The organism is Citrobacter freundii complex sp. 2024EL-00216, assembly GCF_043945515.1.
Taxonomy (GTDB): Bacteria; Pseudomonadota; Gammaproteobacteria; order Enterobacterales; family Enterobacteriaceae; genus Citrobacter; species Citrobacter portucalensis.
In genome coordinates, this window is the sequence record NZ_JBIMRA010000003.1 from 184,011 (window position 1) to 206,092 (window position 22,082).

Below are 22,082 nucleotides of genomic sequence, written 5' to 3' on the forward strand. Positions count from 1 at the left end.
TGCCTGATGGCGCTGCGCTTATCAGGCCTACCGATTCAGCAGACCCGATAAGTCAATTTCACATTATTCCCAGAAATCCCGGGCGGGATCGAGCACCGGGCGAATAATGCCCGCACGCACCGTAAAGTCACCGAAGCCTTCACCCGCTTCGCGCTCTTTCGCCCAGCGCCCAATCAGTTCATCCAGCGATGCCAGAATTTCCGGCTCGGTGATGTTCTCTTTAAACATCCGGGGAATACGAGTTCCGATACGGTTGCCCCCTAAATGGAGGTTGTAACGCCCGGGTGCTTTACCCACCAGACCAACTTCCGCCAGCATCGCACGACCACAACCGTTCGGGCAGCCGGTCACACGCATGACAATGTTTTCATCACTCAGGCTGTGCTTCGCCATCAGCGTGTCGATGTTGTCGATAAACGTTGGCAGGAAGCGCTCGGCTTCCGCCATCGCCAGCGGACAGGTCGGGAACGAGACGCAGGCCATCGAGTTTTCACGCTGCGGAGTGACCGCGTTCATTAAGCCACTCTTCTGCGCAATCTTCTCGATCTTCGCCTTTTCACTCTCAGGAACACCGGCAATGATCAGGTTCTGGTTCGCGGTAATGCGGAACTCACCTTTGTGGATCTTCGCGATCTCAAGCAGACCGGTTTTCAGCGGTCGGCCCGGATAATCGAGGATACGGCCGTTTTCAATAAACAACGTCAGATGCCATTTATTGTCGATCCCTTTCACCCAGCCGATACGATCGCCGCGACCGGTAAACTCGTACGGACGGATCGGCTCAAACTTGATCCCCGCCCGGCGCTCAACCTCTTCCTTGAAGGTGTCGACGCCGACGCGCTCAAGGGTGTATTTGGTTTTGGCATTTTTACGGTCGGTACGGTTACCCCAGTCGCGCTGAGTCGTCACCACCGCTTCCGCGATCGCCAGCGTATGCTCAAGCGGCAGATAACCAAACTCGCTTGCTGTGCGGGCGTAGGTTTTCTTGTTGCCGTGCTCAATCGACAAACCGCCGCCCACCAGCAGGTTAAAACCCACCAGCTTGCCGTTTTCCGCAATCGCCACGAAGTTCATGTCGTTGGCGTGCAGATCGATGTCGTTCTGCGGTGGGATCACGACCGTGGTTTTAAACTTACGCGGCAGATAGGTTTGACCGAGGATCGGCTCTTCGTCGGTAGTCGCGACTTTTTCCTGATCCAGCCAGATCTCTGCATAGGCGCGGGTGCGCGGCAGCAGATGTTCGGAGATCTTTTTCGCCCACTCGTAGGCTTCCGCGTGCAGCTCAGATTCATACGGGTTGGAGGTGCACAGCACGTTACGGTTCATGTCGTTGGCTGTCGCCAGCGCGTCCAGGCCGACGGAGTGCAGCATCTGGTGTACCGGCTTAACGTTCTTCTTCAGAATGCCGTGAAACTGGAAGGTCTGACGGTTGGTCAGGCGAATGCTGCCGTAAATGGTGTTGTCATGGGCGAACTTATCGATCGCCTGCCACTGTTTGGTGGTGATCACCCCACCTGGCAGACGACAGCGCAGCAGCATCGCGTGACGCGGCTCCAGCTTTTGCTCGGCACGTTCGGCGCGGATATCGCGGTCGTCCTGCTGGTACATACCGTGAAAACGGATCAGCAGGAAGTTGTCGCCTTTAAACCCGCCGGTCAGGCCGTCGTTTAAATCTTCGGCAATGGTACCGCGCAGATAGTTGCTTTCCAGCTTCATACGCTCAGCGTCGGACAGTTTGCCTTCGACCACCAATGGTCCTGGATGTTTTTCGCTCATTAGTAGACATCTCGCTGATAACGGCGCTCAATGCGCAGCTCACTTAAAAATTCATCCGCCGCTTCGATATCCATACCACCGAATTCGGCAATCACTTCCAACAACGCCTGCTCAACGTCTTTCGCCATGCGATTGGCGTCGCCACAGACATAAATGTGCGCACCGTCGTTAATCCAGCGCCACAGCTCCGCGCCCTGTTGGCGCAGTTTATCTTGTACGTAGACTTTTTCTTTTTGATCGCGGGACCAGGCGAGATCGATACGGCTCAGTACGCCCTCTTTGACGTAACGCTGCCATTCCACCTGATACAGGAAATCTTCGGTAAAGTGTGGGTTACCAAAAAACAGCCAGTTTTTGCCTTCGGCTCCGTCAGCCGCACGTTGCTGCATGAATGCACGGAACGGCGCAATCCCCGTACCCGGTCCAATCATAATTACCGGCGTCTGCGGGTTCGCCGGCAGACGGAAGTTGTCGTTGTGTTCAATGAACACGCGAACTTCACCTTCTTCTTCCACGCGGTCGGCGAGGAAACTGGAAGCACCACCAGCACGGGCGCGACCTTCTATCTCATAACGCACCACGCCCACGGTGACGTGCACTTCGCTTTCCACTTCCGCCTGGGAAGAAGCAATGGAGTACAAACGCGGCGTCAGCGGACGCAGAAGATCAACTAACGCCTGAGCATCCAGTTGCGCCGGAGAGAAGCGCACCATATCGACGATGGGCGTGGTTGCGGCGTAATGCTGCAACTGTGCTTTGTCACCGACTAACGGCAGCAAAGTTTCGCTGCGGGTTAAGGTGGCATAGTTCTCTACGATATTGCCGGTGTTAACCGTCAGCTCGAAATGCCACTGCAACGCTTCAGCGAGCGACAGGGTTTTGCCTTCAACCGTGACCGGCTCATCACCTTTCAGCCACAGCAGTTCAACCAGTTCTTTAACCAGAGCCGGGTCATTCTGATACCAGACGCCCAGCGCATCGCCCGGCTGATAACGCAGGCCAGAATCGCCTAAATCAATTTCAATATGGCGCACGTCTTTTTCAGAGTCGCGGCCGGTAATTTTCTGATTCACCGCAAGCGACGCCCTCAGTGGCGCTTCTTTGGTGTATGGGCTGGTGTGTACTTCATTTACTGCACCGCTCGCGGCAACTTGCACAGACGGTGCCGCAGGCGCACGCGCTTTCAGAACATCAACCAGACGAGAACGCCACTGCGCAGCCGCGGCCTGGTATTCGACATCGGCATCTACACGATCGAGCAGACGTTCACCGCCCAGCTCAGCCAATTTCGCATCGAAGTCTTTTCCTGCCTGGCAGAAAAACTCATAAGAGGTATCGCCAAGACCAAACACGGCAAAAGCGGTGTTATCAAGCTTCGGCGCTTTTTTCGAGAACAGGAATTTGTGCAACGCCACGGCTTCTTCCGCCGGTTCACCTTCCCCTTGCGTCGACGCCACCACGATCAGCAGTTTTTCATTGGCGATTTGTTTGAATTTATAGTCGCCAGCGTTGATGAGAGTGACGTTGAGCTTCGCGGCGATCAGATCATCGCGCAGGGCTTCCGCCACACGGCGCGCATTACCGGTTTGCGAGGCGGAGATAAGCGTAATGCCAGGCATTTCAGCGACAGGCGCAGGCGCCACCGCGTTGCTGCCAGGCTGCTGATTCAGCACGCCCCAAAAATAGCCAGAAACCCACGCAAGCTGTGCGGGAGTGAAATCGGTCGTGGCCGCCTGAAGGCGTGCCAGTTGCTCCGGGTTTAGCGGTAGCAAAGCGGAAGGTGGGGCCTGTGTCGTCATGCGTTGTCATGTTCCAGTAAGCAAAGCGGATTTCAGCAATAAAACCCAAACTGAAGATAAGGTTAACGGCGGGGATAGTAACAGTTAAAGAAGGGATGGAAATAACAAATAACCAAATGGACTAACCTGTTTTAGTTATAGTTATTAACTGCAAAACAGATTATATAAGCATTTGATATATAAATAATTAACCATTATTGGTTGTATGAATATGTAGCTTTGGTACTGAGCATCCTTTTATACACTAAATAATTTAAGATGCATCGAGGCGGCAACTGAGCAAGTCCCCAGGAGCTTACATGAGTAAGTGACTGGGGCGAGCAAAGGCAGCCAACAAAGAAGCAGCTTAAAGAATGACGTGTATAAATAATGATAAAATTTGCTCTTTACGGTACCCTACCGCGGTTTTTCGCATTCTTGAGAGTAAAAAATGTCCACCACCTTGTTTAAAGATTTCACCTTCGAAGCCGCTCACCACCTGCCGCATGTACCGGAAGGGCATAAGTGTGGCCGCCTGCATGGTCACTCATTTATGGTGCGTCTTGAAATTACCGGTGAAGTCGATCCGCATACCGGTTGGATCATGGATTTTGCTGAGTTAAAAGCCGCGTTTAAGCCGACTTACGACAGACTCGATCACTACTATTTGAACAATATTCCTGGCTTAGAAAATCCAACCAGCGAAGTGCTGGCCAAATGGATTTGGGATCAGGTTAAACCTGTGGTCCCTCTGCTGAGTGCTGTAATGGTGAAAGAAACCTGCACAGCGGGCTGCGTTTATCGCGGCGAGTGATTGTAGCTTGCCGGATGGCAACGCGTCTTATCCGGCCTGCAACGAGCAATAAACTATGGCCGGGTAAGCGAAACGCCCCCGGCACAGTTATCAGGCAATATTCAGATACTTATGGGTCTGCATCGACAGACGCCAGTTACGCGCAATACAGGTATCAATGCACAAACGCGTCGCATCTTCTTTCTGGCTGATTGGCTGTAAGGCGATGATTCGCGGTTTGTCGTCACTCAACGTCGCCAGCAGTTCATCCAGTGCTTCAATATCGCGGACGCGGCCAACCGGATGCTTGATTTCATTCGCGCGCTCCAGCGCCTGTGACAGCACATCATAGCCACCGCGCATATTCACCTTCGGCGATACGGTCACCCAGGTATTCGGCGTACAGCGTACTTCGTGCGTGCCGCTGGTCTCAATCTGGCAGCTAAAGCCGTTCTTTTCCAGCAGGTCAGTCAGCGGCATCAGGTCATGAATGCAGGGCTCGCCACCGGTGATCACCACGTGACGGGCGGTATAGCCCTGACGCGAAATGACCGCCAGCAGATCTTCGCTGCTCGCAGCACCCCATTTATCGCTTTCTTTGGTCTTGGCCAGGATGCTGTACAGGGAGACTTCCCGATCCTCAAGCTTATCCCAGGTGTGTTTGGTATCGCACCAGGCACAGCCAACCGGGCATCCCTGTAAACGAATAAAAATGGCGGGGACGCCGGTAAAGTAACCCTCACCTTGCAGGGTCTGGAACATCTCGTTAATCGGGTACTGCATAGCGCTCTCAATATGGGGATAAACGATAATTATCGCAGATCCCCGCCAAAGTATCATGCCCCATCGATGCTTTACGAGGCGATCGCTGCGACAAAGCGTGCCGTTATCTGCTGCGGACGCGTGATAGCCCCACCAACCACCACGGTATGGGCACCTAATGCCAGGCATCGTGCAGCACGTTCAGGAGTATCAACGTTCCCTTCCGCCACAACCGGTACGCTAACCGCAGCCAACACATCACGTAAAAAACCGCAGTCGTTTTCCGCCAGCACATGCCCGGCAGTATCAGCGGTATAGCCGTAGAGCGTAGTGCCCACACAGTCAAAGCCCAGGCGCTCGGCGGTCACCGCTTCGTCTACGGTGGCAATATCCGCCATCAGCAGTACGGACGGATAGCGAGCGCGGATCTGCGTAACCAGTTCTTCCAGCGTTTGCCCACCGGGGCGCGGGCGCGCTGTCGCATCCAGAGCAATAATTTCCGGCTCAACGGTCATCAGTTCATCGACTTCCTGTAAAGTGGCCGTGATAAAGACATCGCTATCCGGATAATCACGCTTGATAATCCCAATCACCGGTAGAGAGACGCTCTCTTTGATCGCGCGAATGTCCACCACGCTGTTTGCACGAATACCTACCGCACCGCCCTGCGCTGCCGCCAGCGCCATACGTGACATAATAAACGGGCTGTGCAGGGGCTCATTTTCCAGCGCCTGGCAGGAGACGATTAATTTACCTTTCAGGGAATCCAGTACAGTTTTCATTACGATAAGATCTCTTCGACTTCGTTTTTAATGATGGTGACATGCGGGCCATAAATCACCTGAACCCCGTTGCCGCGAATAATTACGCCACGCGCTCCGGTCGCTTTCAGCGCCGCTTCATCAACCTTGCTGCTCTCTTTCACCGTCACGCGTAGACGTGTGGCGCAACAGTCCACCTCTTCCAGATTCTCTTTGCCTCCCAGCCCAGTAATTACGGCCGCAGCACGCTCACTTTGCGGCAGGCCGGATTCAGTCGGCGCTGCGTTTTCACGACCAGGCGTCAACCAGTTAAAGCGGTTAATCAAATAGCGGAAGGTGAAGTAGTAAAGGAAGAACCACGGGATCCCCACCATGGGGACGTACATCCAGTTGGTTTTAGCTTCCCCCTGTAGCACGCCGAAGAGGAGGAAATCGATAAGCCCACCCGAAAAGGTTTGCCCGATGGTGATATGTAAAATATGCGCCATCATAAACGCCAGACCATCGAAGAAGGCGTGAATGACGTATAACACGGGTGCGACAAACAGGAAGGAGAACTCGATAGGCTCAGTGATACCTGTCAGGAAAGAGGTCAGGGCCGCTGACAACAGCAGACCAGCGACAAGTTTTCTGTTCTCAGGCTTGGCGGTGTGGTACATCGCCAGACATGCGCCAAGCAGGCCAAACATCATGGTGATGAAGCGCCCGGACATAAAGCGCGAGGTGCCCGCATAGAACTGCTGCGTATTCGGATCGGCAAGTTGCGCGAAGAAAATACGCTGCGTACCTTCAACTAACTGGCCGTTGACGATTTCACTACCGCCAAGCGCTGTCGTCCAGAACGGCAAATAAAAGATATGGTGTAAACCCAGTGGGCCAAGCATACGCAGGATGAAGCCGTACAACAGCGTCCCCAGATAGCCTGTCGCATCCACCAGACCACCCAGTCCAAAAATGAGTTTCTGGAAATGCGGCCAAACCACCGTCATGACCGCACCCACGACAATCGCGGCAAGGGAGCTAATAATCGGTACAAAGCGCGAACCGCTGAAGAAACCAAGGAACTGAGGTAATGAGACTTTATTGAAACGGCTATGCAGCGCGCAGGTGACAAGCCCAATCACCACCCCACCGAACACACCCGTTTCCAGTGTCTGAATACCCAGCGTCATCCCCTGGCCTACGGCACCGGGATTCTCGTGTGCCAGCGTTCCGTTGAGCGTCAATAAAGCGTTGATGGTGGCGTTCATCACCAGAAATGCCAGCAATGCCGCAAGCCCGGCGGTGCCTTTATCCGTTTTCGCCAGTCCCACTGCGACACCTACCGCAAAGAGCACCGACAGGTTGGCAAACACAATAGAACCTGCGCTGGTCATGATCGTGAAGATTGCCTGTAACCAGTCAACGTTCAAAAATGGATAAGCAGTCAATGTGTTTGGATTCGACAGCGCGCCGCCAATCCCTAACAACAGCCCCGCAGCGGGCAGTACCGCAATCGGCAGCATGAACGATTTGCCGAACCGCTGTGCCTTTTCGAACCATGCGCCCGATGAAGCGCCGCTAAACATTTGCATCATTTTTTCATCTCCCCGATTAATGATGAAAATTTTTACCATATTTAATTTATAAAATGAAAATTATCATCAAAATCCAGGAAGCCGATCATACTTTTTTAAAATGACTGGCATCTCTCCCCTGCTTTCCGCCACACTATCAACAGATAAACGCATTAAGGATTTTGCATGTCAGAAAATGAAAACCTGCTGCTGAGATTGCGCCAGGGCGTTGACGGATATAGCCGAACACAGCAGAAGCTGGGAGAGTTTGTGCTCAGCGATCCGGCAAAAGTTATCTACCTGACGATTACCGAACTGGCGCGTGAAAGTGACACCAGCGAGGCGAGCGTCACACGTCTGTGCCGCGCACTAGGGTGTAAGGGTTATAACGAATTCAAAATGGCGCTGGCACTCGATCTCCAGCAAGGACAGCCGGTAGAGCACAGCGGAGATGAGATTGACAATGTGGTCAATGAATCCGTACAAGCGCTGCAGGACACAGCAAAATTACTCGACAGGACATTACTGGAATCCGCCGCTTTGGCGCTGCATCAGGCCCAGTCGGTACAGATTTATGGCGTAGCGGCCAGCGCTATTCTGGGTGAGTATTTACATTACAAACTCCTGCGCCTCGGCAAACCTGCACAATTGTTCAGTGACATGCATCGTGCAGCCATGAATGCCGCAACGCTTAACAAAGACACGCTGGTGGTAGCGATTTCCAGTTCCGGCTCGACGCGCGATCTACTGCATGTCGTTAAACTGGCGTGTAAGCAAGGCGTGCGCGTACTGGCGTTAAGTAATACGCCGCGCAGCCCGTTGGCTTCGCTGAGTGATATTCAACTGGTCGCAGCCAAACCAGAAGGTCCGTTGAGTGCTGGCGCGCTAAACGCCAAGGTGGGAGTGATGCTGTTGGTAGAACTACTGACTACGTCGCTGATTGCTCTGGATGAAAAGTACAGTAATGTGAGCCAGCAAACCGCCAGCGCGACCCTTCCTCTACTGCTTTAAGAGCATAAAAAAACCCGCCGCAGCGGGTTTTTACGTTAAGAGTTAAAGAACAGGATTACGCCTGACCTTTGATCTCTTTACGACCGTTGTACGGTGCTTGTTCACCCAGAGCTTCTTCGATACGAATCAGCTGGTTGTACTTAGCAACGCGGTCAGAACGGCTCATAGAACCAGTTTTGATCTGGCCTGCAGCAGTACCAACAGCCAGGTCAGCGATGGTAGCGTCTTCAGTTTCGCCAGAGCGGTGAGAGATGACAGCGGTGTAGCCAGCGTCTTTCGCCATTTTGATCGCAGCCAGAGTTTCGGTCAGAGAACCGATCTGGTTGAATTTGATCAGGATGGAGTTAACGATGCCTTTTTCGATGCCTTCTTTCAGGATCTTGGTGTTAGTTACGAACAGATCGTCACCAACCAGCTGGATTTTGTCGCCCAGTACTTTAGTCTGGTATGCGAAACCGTCCCAGTCAGACTCGTCCAGACCATCTTCGATGGACACGATCGGGTACTGTTTGGTCAGTTCTTCCAGGAAGTGAGTGAATTCTTCGGAGGTGAATGCTTTGTTGCCTTCGCCAGCCAGAACGTATTTACCGTCTTTGTAGAATTCAGAAGCTGCACAGTCCATCGCCAGGGTGATGTCTTTGCCCAGCTCGTAGCCAGCTGCTTTAACCGCTTCAGCGATTACAGCCAGAGCTTCAGCGTTGGAACCCAGGTTCGGCGCGTAGCCACCTTCGTCACCAACTGCAGTGTTCATACCTTTAGCTTTCAGAACTTTAGCCAGGTTGTGGAACACTTCAGAACCCATACGAACAGCTTCTTTCAGAGTCTTAGCGCCAACCGGCTGAATCATGAATTCCTGGATGTCGACGTTGTTGTCAGCGTGCTCACCACCGTTGATGATGTTCATCATCGGAACCGGCATGGAGTATTTACCCGGAGTACCGTTCAGTTCAGCGATGTGTGCATACAGCGGCAGGCCTTTTGCAGCTGCTGCTGCTTTGGCGTTCGCCAGGGACACAGCCAGGATGGCGTTTGCACCGAAGTTGGATTTGTTTTCAGTACCGTCCAGATCGATCATGATCTTGTCGATGCCAGCCTGATCTTTAGCATCTTTACCCAGCAGAGCCTGAGCAATTGGGCCGTTAACAGCTGCAACAGCTTTCAGTACGCCTTTACCCATGAAACGGGATTTGTCGCCATCGCGCAGTTCCAGTGCTTCGCGGGAGCCAGTAGAAGCACCTGACGGAGCTGCTGCCATACCAACGAAACCACCTTCCAGGTGTACTTCGGCTTCAACAGTCGGGTTACCACGGGAGTCGATGATTTCACGACCGATGATTTTAACGATTTTGGACATTAGATTTTCCTCAGTACAAGTTAAACTAAAACTCCAGACAAACAATGCACCCTAAGGGGTGCATTGCCGTTCTAACTTATTTACTTCTTACTTCGCCTGACGCTTCTGATGTTCACTGGCGGCTTTCACAAAGCCGGCAAACAGCGGGTGCCCATCACGTGGCGTGGAAGTAAATTCCGGGTGGAACTGACAGGCCACGAACCACGGATGATTCGGTACCTCAATGATCTCGACCAACTGATCATCACCGGAACGGCCTGCAATACGCAGACCCGCAGCTTCAATCTGTTTCAACAGCATATTGTTGACTTCGTAACGGTGGCGATGGCGTTCAACAATTGTCGGCGCGCCGTACAGCTGACGAACCAGGCTATCGTCGCTCAACTGACACTGCTGCGCACCAAGGCGCATTGTGCCGCCCAGATCGCTCTTCTCGGTACGGACTTCGACGTTGCCGTCTTCATCGCGCCATTCGGTAATCAGGGCCACCACCGGGTACTTACAGTCTGGCACAAATTCCGTGGAGTTGGCGTTGTCCATACCCACTACGTTACGTGCAAACTCAATCAACGCAACCTGCATACCCAGGCAAATGCCCAGATAAGGAATATTGTTCTCACGCGCAAAGCGCGCCGTCGCGATTTTACCTTCAACACCGCGGTAGCCGAAGCCGCCCGGGATCAGGATTGCATCAAGACCTTTCAGGATCTCAACGCCACGCGTTTCGACATCTTGCGAATCGATCAGCTTGATGTTGACGGTGACACGATTCTTCAGACCACCGTGCTTCAGCGCTTCGATAACTGACTTATAGGCATCCGGCAGTTCAATGTACTTGCCGACCATACCGATAGTCACTTCGCCTGCCGGATTCGCTTCTTCGTAGATAACCTGTTCCCATTCTGACAGATTAGCTTCCGGACAGTTCAAGCTGAATCGTTTACAAATATAATCGTCAAGGCCCTGAGATTTCAACAGGCCCGGGATTTTATAGATGGAATCGACATCTTTCAGAGAAATCACCGCTTTTTCCGGAACGTTACAGAACAATGCAATTTTTGCACGTTCATTAGCCGGAACTGCGCGATCGGAGCGGCAAATCAGGATATCTGGCTGAATACCGATAGAAAGCAGCTCTTTTACAGAGTGCTGAGTCGGTTTAGTTTTGACTTCACCTGCCGCCGCCATGTACGGAACCAGCGTCAGATGCATAAACAGCGTGTGCTCACGGCCAATTTCTACGGCCATCTGGCGAATCGCTTCAAGGAACGGCAGAGATTCGATATCCCCAACGGTTCCGCCGATTTCGACCAGAACAACATCATGACCTTCACCGCCTTCCAGAACGCGCTCTTTAATGGCATTCGTGATGTGCGGGATAACCTGAACTGTTGCGCCCAGGTAGTCGCCACGGCGCTCTTTACGCAGAACGTCGGAGTAGATACGACCCGTAGTGAAGTTGTTGCGGCGGCTCATTTTGGTACGAATGAAACGCTCATAGTGACCCAGGTCCAGGTCGGTTTCAGCGCCGTCTTCGGTAACGAACACTTCCCCGTGTTGGATTGGGCTCATAGTACCTGGATCGACGTTGATGTACGGATCCAGTTTCATCATGGTTACATTGAGGCCACGGGCTTCAAGAATGGCTGCCAGGGAGGCTGCGGCAATGCCTTTTCCCAGAGAGGATACGACCCCGCCGGTCACAAAAATATAGTTCGTTGTCATGCTGGACCTGAGAAGTTAGGGTGAAACGATGGAATTACCAAGACGGGAAAGTAGTATACCCGAACATGACGAGCGCCACAAACTTTCATTATCCCCTCTCCTTCGTTCTTCAAGCCGCACCGGTGTTGGCTTCCTTCACTCACCCCAGTCACATAGCATTTCTATGTTCCTGGGGATTCTTTCAGTCGCCGCCTTGTTGCGACTCGAATAACTCGAAGAGGCAGTATACAAGGTGTTTCATCAACATAACGGGAAGAGAAAATAGCCTCTTTTGGGTAAATGTTTTTGACGTAAATCAAGCGCTTGTTATTTAAAAAATCACACAAATCGCCCTTGACCGACGAAATCCCTTAGAGATCAATTTCCTGCCGTTTTACCTGTTGCCAGACTTCTTCCATAGTTTCCAGATCAACACCAGTCATTTCCAGACCGCGCGAAGCCACAATTCGCTCAACTTCACGAAAACGCCGCTCAAACTTCTCGTTCGCTTTCTGCAATGCGGTCTCTGCTTTAGTGCCTAAATGCCGGGCCATATTAACCGTAGCAAACAGCAGATCGCCCATTTCCTCCTCCAGTTTAGCCTGGTCGACAACAGCCTGCTTAGCCTCAAACATGACTTCGTCGATCTCTTCGTAAACCTTGTCGACAACCGGTCCTAACGTTTTCCAGTCGAAGCCAACATTTGAGCAGCGTTTCTGGATTTTTTGGGCGCGCATTAATGCCGGTAAACTGCGGGGAATATCGTCGAGTGCGGAATGCTGTGCCTTCTGGGCGCGTTCTTCACTTTTGATTTTTTCCCAACGGGTCAAAACCTCAGTACTGTTACTGGCAGAAACATCAGCAAAAACATGTGGATGACGGCGTTCAAGCTTGTCGCTTATCGCAGCACAAATATCATCAAAGTTGAAGCGTCCTTCTTCCTGCGCCATCTGGGCGTAAAACACCACCTGGAACAGCAGGTCGCCCAGCTCTCCGCGCAGGTCGTCAAAATCTTCACGCGCAATCGCGTCCAGCACTTCATAGGTTTCTTCGAGGGTGTATGGGGCAATAGTGGAGAATGTCTGCTCTTTGTCCCACGGACAGCCGTTTTCCGGATCGCGCAGGCGCTGCATAATACCGAGCAGTCGGTCGATTTGATTCATTGGAATGTCCTGAAATTTCAATACAGTAGACCGGATAAGGCGATAGCCGACATCCGGCAACATAGCAATGCCTGATGGCAACGCTAACGCGTCCTATCAGGCCTACAAGGTTATCCGGCCTACAAAATAATTAATTACCGTGCAAGCGACGTGCGTCAATCACATCCGGTACCTGGTTCAGCTTGCCGAGCACGCGCCCAAGCACCTGCAGGTTATAAATTTCGATGGTCATATCGATGGTGGCCAGCTGTTGTTTGGTATCACTTCGGCTGGCAACTCCCAGCACGTTCACCTTCTCGTTGGCGAGAATCGTGGTGATATCACGTAACAAGCCGCTGCGATCGTTGGCCTGGACGCGAACCACCAGCGAATACCCTGCCGAGTAGCTTTCACCCCAGACTGCATCAACAATACGTTCCGGCGCATGGGAGCGCAGCTCAGCCAGCTGTTCACAATCCGCCCGGTGCACGGAAATACCGCGTCCCTGGGTAATAAACCCGACAATCTCATCGCCTGGAATCGGCTGGCAGCAGCGGGCGATGTGGTGCATCAGGTTACCTACCCCTTCCACCACCACACGACCGTCGTCTTTACGACGGCTCTGCGGTGCCTGCGTTTTCTGCTGAAGCTGTTTCAGCGCGGCGGCATCCTGTTCGGCAGCGCTTGGCTTATTAAACTGCGCCTGCAGGAAGTTCACCATTTGGTTGAGGCGGATGTCTCCTCCGCCAATCGCCGCCAGCAACTCGTCCAGCTCATTGAAGCTGTAGCGCGGCAGCAGGTGTTTTTCCGCCTCTTTCAGGCTGATACCTAAATGCGCCAGTTCATCGTCGAGGATCTGGCGACCAGCAAGGATGTTTTTGTCGCGGTCCTGTTTACGGAACCAGGCGTGGATCTTCGAACGCCCACGACTGGTGGTTACGTAGCCAAGGTTAGGATTCAGCCAGTCGCGGCTTGGGTTTGGCTGTTTCTGGGTGATAATTTCAATTTGATCGCCCATCTGCAGCTGGTAGGTAAACGGTACGATGCGCCCACCAATTTTCGCGCCAATGCATCGATGCCCCACATCGCTATGAATGTGGTAAGCAAAATCGAGCGGCGTGGAGCCCGCAGGTAAGTCCACAACGTCGCCTTTTGGCGTAAAGACGTACACGCGGTCATCAAAGACCTGGCTACGAACTTCATCCAGCATTTCACCGGAATCTGCCATCTCTTCCTGCCAGGCAATCAGCTTACGCAGCCACGCAATACGATCTTCATGACCAGAACGCGCCGCGCCTGAAGCGGTGCCCTCTTTGTACTTCCAGTGCGCCGCGACGCCCAGTTCGGCATCTTCGTGCATCTGTTTTGTACGGATCTGAATTTCGATGGTTTTCCCGCCCGGCCCCAGTACAACCGTATGGATTGACTGGTAGCCATTGGGTTTCGGATTTGCAACGTAATCATCGAACTCATCCGGCAGATGGCGATAGTGAGTATGTACTATCCCGAGTGCGGCATAGCAGTCCTGTAAACGCTCTGCCACGATACGCACTGCGCGTACATCGAACAGTTCATCGAAGGCCAACTGCTTTTTCTGCATTTTGCGCCAGATGCTGTAGATATGCTTCGGACGTCCATACACTTCGGCTTTGACGCCTTCCGTTTTCATCTCTGAGCGCAAATGACCGACGAACTCATCAATGTAATGTTCCCTGTCGATACGACGTTCATGCAGCAGCTTGGCAATGCGTTTGTATTCAGCCGGGTGCAGATAACGGAAGCAATAATCTTCCAGCTCCCATTTTAATTGCCCGATTCCCAAACGGTTGGCCAGCGGTGCATAGATATTGGTGCACTCTTTTGCCGCCAGAACGCGTTCATCTTCCGGCGCATCTTTCACTTCACGCAGATGGGCAATCCGCTCTGCCAGCTTGATGACCACACAGCGGAAGTCATCCACCATTGCCAGCAGCATGCGACGGACGTTATCGACCTGCTCGGAAGAAACTGAATCGGTATGCGTGGCTTTAAGCTGGCGTATCGCCGCCATATCACGCACACCGTGGATAAGATGAACAATGGATTTGCCCACGCTCTCGCGCAGGATGTCTTCACTGACCACGTTGGCATCAGCCAGAGGGAACAGCATTGCTGCACGCAGCGTGTCGATATCCATGCTCAACATGGAGAGAATTTCTACCATCTCCACGCCACGCCACAGCAGCAGATCCGCATCCGGATGCCCCTGTGTCTGCTGGAGGCAGTACGCCCAGGTTTCGGCTAAGCGTTCACACGACTGCTGGCTGGAGATCCCCAGACTCGCGATCCATTTCTTTGGATCAAACTCACCAGCTTTATTTATATGTGCACTTCTTACCGCAACCATTGTCCTCTCCTTAAGGGGCCAGGCCTGTCGAAGTCGACAAGCCCTACCCATTGTCTTTCATGCTGCATTACAACCCGAAATCCAATGGGTACAAAATTCATTACAAACGCTCAAACAGGACCATTGATTCCAGGTGTCCAGTGTGCGGAAACATATCGAGCATCGCCAGTCGCCGTATGGCGTATCCAGCGTTGAGCAAAGCATCGCTGTCACGAGCCAGCGTTGCTGGGTTACAGGATACATAAACAACGCGTATAGGTTCTAATTTTATAATATGTTGCATCACACCTGCAGCCCCCGCACGCGCAGGATCGAGCAATACTTTGTCGAATCCGTTTTTCGCCCACGGCTGTCGGGTAACATCTTCCTCAAGGTTTTCATGAAAGAATGTCACATTGTGTAATCCGTTATTCAGCGCGTTTTCTCGGCCTTTTTCCACCAACGCAGGAACACCTTCTACGCCAACCACGCTTGCTGCCCGAGTTGCCAGCGGTAGGGTAAAATTTCCCATGCCACAGAACAGATCGAGTACACGATCTTCAGGTTGCACATCAAGCCATTCCAGCGCACGGGCGACCATTTGTTGGTTTACCCCTTCATTGACCTGAATAAAATCGCGCGGGCTGAAGGTTAACCGTAGTCCATTTGAATCATACCAGGGCGATTCTTCTGATATTGATTCCATTATCTCGCTTTGCGGGGCCAGAAACAAAGACAGCCCCTGAGAATGCGAAAAGCATTCCAGTTTTTCTTTATCCGCAGCACTCAATGGCGCCGTGTGGCGCAAAATCATCAGGGTTCCACTTCCCGCCTGCACCAGTTCGACATGGCCAAGATGGCGTAACCCTTGCAGACTTTCCAGACACGCTCTGAGATGGGGCAATAACGCCTCAAGCTGGGGCACCAAAATAGGGCATTGTTTGACATCGATAATGTCGCTGGAACCGGATTTGCGAAACCCCATCTGCAATTTTTGTTCTTTTGGCCGATAGTTCAGACTCAAACGTGCGCGACGACGATAGCCCCACGGTGCATCAGCTATAACATCCGACACCTCACATTTCATTAAACGCGACAACGCTGCGCTTTTGCTACGCTGCTGCAATGAGATGCTGGCATGCTGCTGCTGGCAACCGCCGCACACGCCAAAATGCGGGCAACGTGGCACTTCACGCTGCGGGCTGTCGTTTAAACGTCGTTTTACTTGCGCGCGGGCAAACTGTTTTTTATCTTCGGTAATCACCACCTCGGCGCTTTCCTGGGGTAGCAATTCCGGTATAAACAACGCCTTTCCGTTATGGCGAGCGACGCCCTGACCGAAAGGATCAAGGTCATTGACGGTAACGGTTATGATCTGACGCGTCGTCACGCGTCGTTTTGCAGAGTAGAATTGCGCCATCGACGAGATATTTCTCTATTTAACAGTGTGACCCTAATTGTCCCATAACGGAACTCCATGACCAACTACAGCCTGCGCGCACGCATGATGATTCTGATCCTGGCCCCGACCGTCCTGATAGGTTTGTTGCTCAGTATCTTTTTTGTTGTGCATCGCTATAACGACTTGCAGCGTCAACTGGAAGATGCTGGTGCCAGCATCATTGAACCACTCGCGGTCTCCAGCGAATATGGCATGAACCTGCAAAACAGGGAATCCATCGGCCAGCTTATCAGCGTGCTGCATCGTCGCCATTCCGATATCGTGCGGGCAATTTCTGTTTATGACGAAAATAACCGACTGTTCGTCACCTCAAATTTTCATCTCGATCCGTCTGAAATGCAGTTGGCGACAGGTTCACCGTTTCCCCGGAAGCTGAGCGTCACCCGGCACGGGGATATCATGATCCTGCGAACCCCTATTATATCGGAAAGCTATTCACCGGATGAATCCGCCGTAAGCGACGCCAAAAACACCAAAAATATGCTGGGGTATGTGGCGCTTGAGCTGGACCTTAAGTCCGTACGATTGCAGCAGTACAAAGAGATCTTTATCTCCAGCGTAATGATGCTGTTTTGTATTGGTATTGCGTTAATTTTCGGCTGGCGTCTGATGCGCGACGTGACCGGCCCGATTCGCAATATGGTGAATACCGTTGACCGAATACGTAGAGGACAGCTCGACAGCCGCGTGGAAGGTTTCATGCTGGGCGAGCTGGATATGCTTAAAAATGGCATCAACTCGATGGCTATGTCTCTCGCTGCTTACCATGAAGAGATGCAGCACAACATCGATCAGGCCACCTCTGACCTGCGCGAAACGCTGGAGCAGATGGAAATCCAGAACGTCGAACTGGATCTGGCGAAGAAACGCGCCCAGGAAGCGGCACGTATTAAGTCTGAGTTTCTGGCAAACATGTCCCACGAGCTGCGAACACCGCTGAATGGCGTGATTGGCTTCACCCGTCTGACGCTAAAAACCGAGCTCAACACCACACAGCGCGATCACCTGAATACCATTGAACGCTCGGCTAACAATCTGCTGGCCATCATCAATGATGTACTCGACTTCTCCAAACTTGAGGCGGGCAAGCTGATTCTGGAAAGCATTCCGTTCCCGCTGCGCAGCACGCTGGATGACGTCGTTACGCTGTTAGCGCATTCATCCCATGATAAAGGGCTTGAGCTGACGCTGAATATTAAGAATGACGTACCGGACAACGTCATCGGTGACCCGCTGCGTTTACAGCAGGTGATCACCAATCTGGTCGGCAACGCCATCAAATTTACCGAAGGCGGCAACATCGACATTCTGGTCGAGAAGCGAGCCCTTAGTAACACGAAAGTGCAAATTGAAGTACAAATCCGCGATACCGGGATCGGTATTCCTGAGCGCGATCAATCCCGTCTGTTCCAGGCTTTCCGTCAGGCGGATGCCAGTATTTCCCGGCGTCATGGCGGAACCGGGCTAGGTCTGGTCATTACGCAAAAACTGGTCAACGAAATGGGTGGGGATATCTCCTTCCACAGCCAACCTAATCGGGGTTCCACGTTCTGGTTCCATATCAGCCTCGATCTCAACCCTAACGTGCTTATTGATCGTTCGACAACCCGATGCCTTGCCGGTAAACGATTGGCCTACGTCGAACCTAACGCCACCGCCGCACAATGCACGTTAGATATCTTGAGTGAAACACCGCTGGAGGTGATTTACAGCCCTTCGTTCTCCGGGTTGCCAGCGGAGCACTACGACATTCTATTGCTGGGCATTCCGGTCACTTTGCGCGAACCACTCACCATGCAGCATGAGCGGCTGGCAAGCGCAGCAGCGATGTCCGACTTCCTGTTGCTAGCCTTGCCTTGTCATGCACAAATTAATGCTGAGAAATTGAAACAGGGCGGCGCGGCGGCGTGTCTGTTGAAACCTCTCACCTCAACCCGCTTACTGCCTGCGCTGACAGAGTATTGTCAGCTGAACCACAGCGCGGATCCGCTGCTGTTAGACGAGAGCAAAATCGCAATGACCGTCATGGCGGTAGACGACAACCCGGCGAACCTCAAGCTGATTGGCGCACTGCTGGAAGACAAGGTCCAGCACGTCGTGCTCTGTGACAGCGGGCATCAGGCGGTGGATCGCGCCAGACAAATGCCGTTTGACCTGATCCTGATGGATATTCAGATGCCAGACATGGACGGTATTCGTGCCTGCGAACTGATCCACCAGCTTCCTCATCAACAGCAGACACCGGTCATTGCGGTCACCGCACACGCCATGGCCGGGCAGAAAGAGAAGCTGCTCAGCGCCGGGATGAACGATTACCTGGCGAAGCCTATCGAGGAAGATAAGCTGCATAATCTGCTGTTACGTTACAAACCGGGCGCAAGCACATCGCTGCGAGCACTCACCGCAGAACCTCTTGAGCCGGTCGTCAATCCGAACACAACGCTCGACTGGCAACTGGCATTAAGGCAAGCCGCGGGTAAGAACGATTTGGCGCGGGATATGCTGCAAATGCTGATCGATTTTCTGCCTGAGGTGCGTAACAAAATCGAAGAGCAACTGGTCGGAGAGAACCCCGAAGGGCTGGTGGATATGATTCACAAGCTGCACGGCAGTTGCGGTTATAGTGGTGTCCCCCGCATGAAAAACCTGTGTCAGCTCATTGAACAACAGCTACGCAGTGGAACCAAAGAAGAAGAGCTGGAACCTGAGTTTTTAGAGCTTCTGGATGAAATGGACAACGTTGCACGCGAAGCGAAACGGATATTGGGGTAATATTCGCCGGATGCGGCGTAAACGCCTTATCCGGTCTACAGGTTTCGCTGTTTACCGTAGGCCCGATAAGCGTCGTGCATCGGGCACATCGCCGGATGCGGCGTAAACGCCTTATCCAGCCTACAGGCTTCGCTGTTTGCCGTAGGCCCGATAAGCGTCGCGCATCGGGCAGTAAACGCCTTATCCGGCCTACAGGTTTCGCTGTTTGCCGTAGGCCCGATAAGCGTCGCGCATCGGGCACATCGACGAATGCGGCTAACAATTCAGCGTAATTGCTGCCCTGCTTTAAGCGTTGCGGCTACGTTTCGCGCCGTCATTCGTACGTTGTCGCTCGCGTTCTTTAGCGCCTCATCCAGGGTACAGATGGTATAGATGACGCTGAAAACCGCATCCAGCCCATGCTCGTGGACCACACCGACATCCGCCGTCAGGCTACCTGCGATACCGATAACCGGCTTGTTGTAACGCTTTGCGACCTTCGCCACGCCAACCGGAACCTTACCGTGAATGGTCTGACTATCAATGCGCCCTTCACCTGTGACCACTAAATCCGCATCCGCAACGCAGGCATCAAGGTGTAACGCATCGGTCACTATCTCAATACCGCAGCGTAACTGTGCGCCGCAAAACGCATACAGTGCCGCCCCCATACCACCCGCCGCACCACCACCGGCCAGATCCAGCACGTTGACGTCCAGATCGCGGGCAATAAGTCGCGCATAGTGCGTGAGCGCCCGATCCAGGCGGGTAATCATCTCCGGCGTAGCCCCTTTTTGCGGACCAAAAACCGCAGATGCGCCCTCTTTTCCAGTCAACGGGTTGGTCACATCGCAAGCAACTTCTATACGGCACCCGGCAAGACGGCTGTCTAACTGAGAAATATCAATTCGGGACAGAGATTCCAGACCGATTCCGCCTTGCGCAATTTCGTTATTTTGCGCATCCAGCAGTTTTGCTCCCAGCGCTTGCACCATCCCGGCACCGCCATCATTGGTGGCGCTACCGCCAATCCCAATGATGATATGCTCAACGCCAGCGTCCAGCGCATGACGGATTAACTCCCCGGTTCCCCAGGATGTCGTTTTCAGCGGATCGCGTAAACCCACAGGAACCTGTTCCAGTCCGCTGGCGGCCGCCATTTCGATAAACGCCGAGCGCTCATCACCAGATAAACCATAAAATGCCTGAATTGTGTTGCCCAAAGGGCCGGTAACATCAACATGCACAAGGTGACCTTGCGTTGCGGCAACCATCGCTTCGACCGTTCCTTCACCGCCATCTGCAACCGGAATCTTCACGTAATCCGCATCGGGCCAGATCTCACGAAACCCCAGCTCTATAGCCGTTGCCACCTCAAGCGCACTCAAACTTTCCTTATAGGAATCGGGTGCGATTACTATTTTCATAAAGCATCCTTACGCATGTTGATTATGTTAAGCATACACCAGGAGCAAAACCGCTCACTCTATAGGAGCGGTCCTGGATCACTTAGCGAACCATGCACGGACGCTTATTATCAAACGTCCAGTTCGGGATAAGATACTGCATACCCATCGCATCATCACGCGCACCCAGTCCATGTTGCTGGTACAGCTCATGCGCTTTCATGACCTGATCCATATCCAGCTCCACGCCCAGACCCGGTTTTGCCGGAACCTGCACCATGCCGCCTTTGATTTCAAACGGCTCTTTGGTCAAGCGCTGGTTGCCTTCCTGCCAGATCCAGTGGGTGTCGATAGCGGTTATTTTACCCGGAGCCGCCGCCGCGACATGCGTAAACATCGCCAGCGAAATATCAAAGTGATTGTTAGAGTGCGATCCCCAGGTCAGCCCGAACTCATGGCACATCTGCGCCACACGGACAGAACCCTGCATGGTCCAGAAGTGCGGGTCCGCCAGTGGGATATCCACAGACTGCAACGACAGCGTATGCCCCATCTGACGCCAGTCGGTGGCGATCATGTTGGTGGCGGTCGGCAGACCGGTGGCGCGGCGGAACTCCGCCATCACTTCACGACCAGAGAAGCCCTGCTCGGCACCGCACGGATCTTCCGCATAGGCCAGAGAACCCTTCAGATATTTGCCGATCTTAATCGCTTCATTTAGCGACCACGCGCCGTTCGGATCCAGCGTGACGCGGGCCTGCGGAAAGCGTTTCGCTAGCGCGACAATAGATTCCGCTTCTTCTTCCCCGGCCAGTACGCCGCCTTTCAGTTTAAAGTCGTTGAAACCATACTTCTCATACGCGGCTTCCGCCAGGCGCACTACCGCATCCGGGGTCATCGCTTCTTCATGACGCAGACGATACCAGTCGCATTTATCATCCGGCTGACTCTGGTACGGCAGCGGCGTTGCCTTACGGTTACCCACGAAGAACAGATAACCCAACATTTCAACTTCGCTACGCTGCTGGCCATCCCCCAGCAAAGAGGCGACGTTTACACCCAGATGCTGACCTAACAGATCCAACATGGCCGCTTCGATCCCAGTAACCACATGAATAGTGGTACGTAAATCGAAGGTCTGCAAACCGCGACCGCCCGCATCACGATCGGCAAAAGTATTGCGTACTGCATTTAGCACGTTTTTGTATTCACCTAACGTTTTACCTACCACCAACGGGATCGCATCTTCCAGAGTTTTGCGGATTTTTTCGCCGCCGGGAATTTCACCCACGCCGGTATGACCGGAGTTATCTTTAATAATCACAATATTGCGCGTGAAGAACGGAGCATGTGCGCCGCTCAGGTTCATCAACATGCTGTCATGACCCGCAACCGGAATAACCTGCATAGAGGTAACCAATGGGGTAGAAAATTGTGCGCTCATAATTAAGTCCTTATTCA

Annotated in this window: 15 protein-coding genes; 3 read left to right on the forward strand and 12 right to left on the reverse strand. The window is 52.9% G+C overall.

The features are described 5' to 3' along the window. Positions 1 to 63: 63 nt before the first annotated feature. Positions 64 to 1,776, reverse strand: a complete 1,713-nt coding sequence (cysI, locus tag ACHHZ7_RS05220) for an assimilatory sulfite reductase (NADPH) hemoprotein subunit (protein WP_060683315.1) — start codon at positions 1,774 to 1,776, stop codon at positions 64 to 66. Further along, positions 1,776 to 3,575, reverse strand: a complete 1,800-nt coding sequence (gene cysJ / locus ACHHZ7_RS05225) for an NADPH-dependent assimilatory sulfite reductase flavoprotein subunit (protein WP_060683314.1) — start codon at positions 3,573 to 3,575, stop codon at positions 1,776 to 1,778. Before cysJ ends, cysI begins: the two co-directional genes overlap by 1 nt. Positions 3,576 to 4,005: 430 nt before the next feature. Here cysJ and queD point away from each other — a divergent pair, with 430 nt between their 5' ends. Further along, the gene (gene queD, locus ACHHZ7_RS05230) at positions 4,006 to 4,368 is read left to right on the forward strand and encodes a 6-carboxytetrahydropterin synthase QueD (RefSeq protein WP_060683313.1); all 363 of its coding nucleotides are present in this window, start codon (positions 4,006 to 4,008) and stop codon (positions 4,366 to 4,368) included. 90 nt (positions 4,369 to 4,458) lie between these two features. On the opposite strand, the gene queE is transcribed toward queD, so the two are convergent. From queE to ACHHZ7_RS05245, 3 genes are all read right to left on the reverse strand, one after another. Next, positions 4,459 to 5,130, reverse strand: coding sequence for a 7-carboxy-7-deazaguanine synthase QueE (gene queE, locus ACHHZ7_RS05235; protein WP_003034139.1), 672 nt, complete (start codon positions 5,128 to 5,130; stop codon positions 4,459 to 4,461). 71 nt (positions 5,131 to 5,201) lie between these two features. Then, the gene (locus ACHHZ7_RS05240) at positions 5,202 to 5,891 is read right to left on the reverse strand and encodes an N-acetylmannosamine-6-phosphate 2-epimerase (protein WP_048225328.1); all 690 of its coding nucleotides are present in this window, start codon (positions 5,889 to 5,891) and stop codon (positions 5,202 to 5,204) included. After that, positions 5,891 to 7,447, reverse strand: coding sequence for a maltose/glucose-specific PTS transporter subunit IIC (locus tag ACHHZ7_RS05245; RefSeq protein ID WP_060683778.1), 1,557 nt, complete (start codon positions 7,445 to 7,447; stop codon positions 5,891 to 5,893). Before ACHHZ7_RS05245 ends, ACHHZ7_RS05240 begins: the two co-directional genes overlap by 1 nt. A gap of 165 nt (positions 7,448 to 7,612) precedes the next feature. Between ACHHZ7_RS05245 and ACHHZ7_RS05250 the strand changes: the two genes are divergently transcribed. Beyond that, positions 7,613 to 8,437 (forward strand): MurR/RpiR family transcriptional regulator, encoded by an 825-nt coding sequence (locus ACHHZ7_RS05250; RefSeq protein ID WP_395148720.1) that lies wholly within the window; start codon positions 7,613 to 7,615, stop codon positions 8,435 to 8,437. Between the two features lie 55 nt (positions 8,438 to 8,492). Here ACHHZ7_RS05250 and eno read toward each other — a convergent pair whose 3' ends face one another. The 5 genes from eno to rlmD all read right to left on the reverse strand — a co-directional run bounded on the left by eno (position 8,493) and on the right by rlmD (position 16,422). Beyond that, positions 8,493 to 9,791, reverse strand: a complete 1,299-nt coding sequence (gene eno, locus ACHHZ7_RS05255; protein WP_003034129.1) for a phosphopyruvate hydratase — start codon at positions 9,789 to 9,791, stop codon at positions 8,493 to 8,495. An 87-nt stretch (positions 9,792 to 9,878) separates the two neighbouring features. Beyond that, positions 9,879 to 11,516, reverse strand: a complete 1,638-nt coding sequence (gene pyrG / locus ACHHZ7_RS05260) for a glutamine hydrolyzing CTP synthase (protein WP_003034127.1) — start codon at positions 11,514 to 11,516, stop codon at positions 9,879 to 9,881. Between the two features lie 350 nt (positions 11,517 to 11,866). Further along, the gene (mazG, locus tag ACHHZ7_RS05265; protein WP_003825693.1) at positions 11,867 to 12,658 is read right to left on the reverse strand and encodes a nucleoside triphosphate pyrophosphohydrolase; all 792 of its coding nucleotides are present in this window, start codon (positions 12,656 to 12,658) and stop codon (positions 11,867 to 11,869) included. A gap of 130 nt (positions 12,659 to 12,788) precedes the next feature. Then, positions 12,789 to 15,023 (reverse strand): GTP diphosphokinase, encoded by a 2,235-nt coding sequence (gene relA / locus ACHHZ7_RS05270; RefSeq protein ID WP_003825690.1) that lies wholly within the window; start codon positions 15,021 to 15,023, stop codon positions 12,789 to 12,791. A gap of 100 nt (positions 15,024 to 15,123) precedes the next feature. Continuing rightward, positions 15,124 to 16,422, reverse strand: coding sequence for a 23S rRNA (uracil(1939)-C(5))-methyltransferase RlmD (gene rlmD, locus ACHHZ7_RS05275; RefSeq protein WP_395148723.1), 1,299 nt, complete (start codon positions 16,420 to 16,422; stop codon positions 15,124 to 15,126). A 57-nt stretch (positions 16,423 to 16,479) separates the two neighbouring features. Between rlmD and barA the strand changes: the two genes are divergently transcribed. Continuing rightward, positions 16,480 to 19,236 carry a two-component sensor histidine kinase BarA gene (gene barA / locus ACHHZ7_RS05280; protein WP_060683311.1) on the forward strand — a complete coding sequence of 919 codons (2,757 nt, stop codon included), beginning with the start codon at positions 16,480 to 16,482 and terminating at the stop codon, positions 19,234 to 19,236. 263 nt (positions 19,237 to 19,499) lie between these two features. On the opposite strand, the gene ACHHZ7_RS05285 is transcribed toward barA, so the two are convergent. Beyond that, positions 19,500 to 20,642 carry a glycerate kinase gene (locus tag ACHHZ7_RS05285; protein ID WP_060683310.1) on the reverse strand — a complete coding sequence of 381 codons (1,143 nt, stop codon included), beginning with the start codon at positions 20,640 to 20,642 and terminating at the stop codon, positions 19,500 to 19,502. Positions 20,643 to 20,724: 82 nt separating this feature from the next. Then, the gene (gene gudD / locus ACHHZ7_RS05290; RefSeq protein WP_008785687.1) at positions 20,725 to 22,065 is read right to left on the reverse strand and encodes a glucarate dehydratase; all 1,341 of its coding nucleotides are present in this window, start codon (positions 22,063 to 22,065) and stop codon (positions 20,725 to 20,727) included. Positions 22,066 to 22,082 lie beyond the last annotated feature (17 nt).

Excerpts from the sequence above, each read along its gene's own strand:
- cysI (WP_060683315.1), bottom strand. The coding sequence starts at position 1,776 with ATGAGCGAAAAACATCCAGGACCATTGGTGGTCGAAGGCAAACTGTCC.
- cysJ (WP_060683314.1), bottom strand. The coding sequence starts at position 3,575 with ATGACGACACAGGCCCCACCTTCCGCTTTGCTACCGCTAAACCCGGAG.
- queD (WP_060683313.1), top strand. The coding sequence starts at position 4,006 with ATGTCCACCACCTTGTTTAAAGATTTCACCTTCGAAGCCGCTCACCAC.
- queE (WP_003034139.1), bottom strand. The coding sequence starts at position 5,130 with ATGCAGTACCCGATTAACGAGATGTTCCAGACCCTGCAAGGTGAGGGT.
- ACHHZ7_RS05240 (WP_048225328.1), bottom strand. The coding sequence starts at position 5,891 with ATGAAAACTGTACTGGATTCCCTGAAAGGTAAATTAATCGTCTCCTGC.
- ACHHZ7_RS05245 (WP_060683778.1), bottom strand. The coding sequence starts at position 7,447 with ATGATGCAAATGTTTAGCGGCGCTTCATCGGGCGCATGGTTCGAAAAG.
- ACHHZ7_RS05250 (WP_395148720.1), top strand. The coding sequence starts at position 7,613 with ATGTCAGAAAATGAAAACCTGCTGCTGAGATTGCGCCAGGGCGTTGAC.
- eno (WP_003034129.1), bottom strand. The coding sequence starts at position 9,791 with ATGTCCAAAATCGTTAAAATCATCGGTCGTGAAATCATCGACTCCCGT.
- pyrG (WP_003034127.1), bottom strand. The coding sequence starts at position 11,516 with ATGACAACGAACTATATTTTTGTGACCGGCGGGGTCGTATCCTCTCTG.
- mazG (WP_003825693.1), bottom strand. The coding sequence starts at position 12,658 with ATGAATCAAATCGACCGACTGCTCGGTATTATGCAGCGCCTGCGCGAT.
- relA (WP_003825690.1), bottom strand. The coding sequence starts at position 15,023 with ATGGTTGCGGTAAGAAGTGCACATATAAATAAAGCTGGTGAGTTTGAT.
- rlmD (WP_395148723.1), bottom strand. The coding sequence starts at position 16,422 with ATGGCGCAATTCTACTCTGCAAAACGACGCGTGACGACGCGTCAGATC.
- barA (WP_060683311.1), top strand. The coding sequence starts at position 16,480 with ATGACCAACTACAGCCTGCGCGCACGCATGATGATTCTGATCCTGGCC.
- ACHHZ7_RS05285 (WP_060683310.1), bottom strand. The coding sequence starts at position 20,642 with ATGAAAATAGTAATCGCACCCGATTCCTATAAGGAAAGTTTGAGTGCG.
- gudD (WP_008785687.1), bottom strand. The coding sequence starts at position 22,065 with ATGAGCGCACAATTTTCTACCCCATTGGTTACCTCTATGCAGGTTATT.